This is a genomic window from Streptomyces sp. NPDC088733, assembly GCF_044751185.1.
Taxonomy (GTDB): Bacteria; Actinomycetota; Actinomycetes; order Streptomycetales; family Streptomycetaceae; genus Actinacidiphila.
In genome coordinates, this window is sequence record NZ_JBIVLH010000071.1 from 1 (window position 1) to 1,052 (window position 1,052).

A 1,052-nucleotide genomic window follows, 5' to 3' on the forward strand; every position below is an offset into this window, starting at 1 on the left:
CAGGTTTTGAGGCGGTTCTGCCTCTGTCGCCGTTGCAGGAGGGGTTCCTCTTCCACGCCTTGTACGACGAGGGCACCGTGGACCCCTACATCACCCAGTCGGCCATGAGGATCGAGGGACCGCTGCGAGCGCAGGACATGCGAAGGGCGGCACAGGCACTCGCACAGCGCCACGCCGTCCTGCGCACCGCCTTCCTCCAGCGCCGATCCGGCCAGACCGTACAGGTCGTCGCACGAGACATCGACGTGCCCTGGCACGAAACAGACCTCAGCACCCTGGACGACACGCACCAGCAGCAGGAACTGCGACGACTCCTCGCCGAGGACCAGACCCGCCGCTTCGACATGGCCTCGGCACCACTCCTGCGCTTCACCCTGATCCGACTCGCCGCCGACCACCACATCCTGATGATGACAAACCATCACATCCTGCTCGACGGCTGGTCCGTACCCCTCGTCCTCGACGACCTCTTCACCCTCTACGCACACCACGGCAACGACCACACCCTCCCCGACGTCACCCCCTTCACCGACTACCTCGGATGGCTCGCCGACCGCGATCCCCACGCAGCCCGGACAGCCTGGCAAGAAGCACTCGCCGGCCTCGAAGAACCCACCCTCATCGCCCCCGCCGACACCACCCACACCACCGTCACACCCGACATCGTCGTGACAGAACTCCCCGAAGACCTCACCACCCACCTCACCACCACAGCCCGCAAGGCCGGACTCACCCTCAACACCCTCGTCCAAGGCGCCTGGGCCATCCTCCTCGCCCGCATGACCGGCAAACAGGACATCGTCTTCGGCGCCACCGTCTCCGGCCGCCCCCCAGAGCTCCCCGGCGTCGAAGACATCGTCGGACTCCTCATGAACACCGTCCCGGTCCGCGCCCGCATCCACCCCACCGACACCCTCACCACCCTGCTCACCCGCATCCAGGACCAGCAGACCGCACTCATCGACCACACCCACCTCCCCCTCACCGAAATCCAGCAACTCACCGGCCACACCACACTCTTCGACACCTCCACCGTCTTCGAGAACATGCCG

General features: G+C 66.2%; 1 protein-coding gene. It reads left to right on the forward strand.

Annotation, left to right across the window (positions count from 1 at the left end):
* Positions 1-23 precede the first annotated feature (23 nt).
* A partial coding sequence (locus ACIP64_RS41495) for a condensation domain-containing protein (RefSeq protein ID WP_401598076.1) occupies positions 24-1,052 on the forward strand: 1,029 nt, incomplete at its 3' end.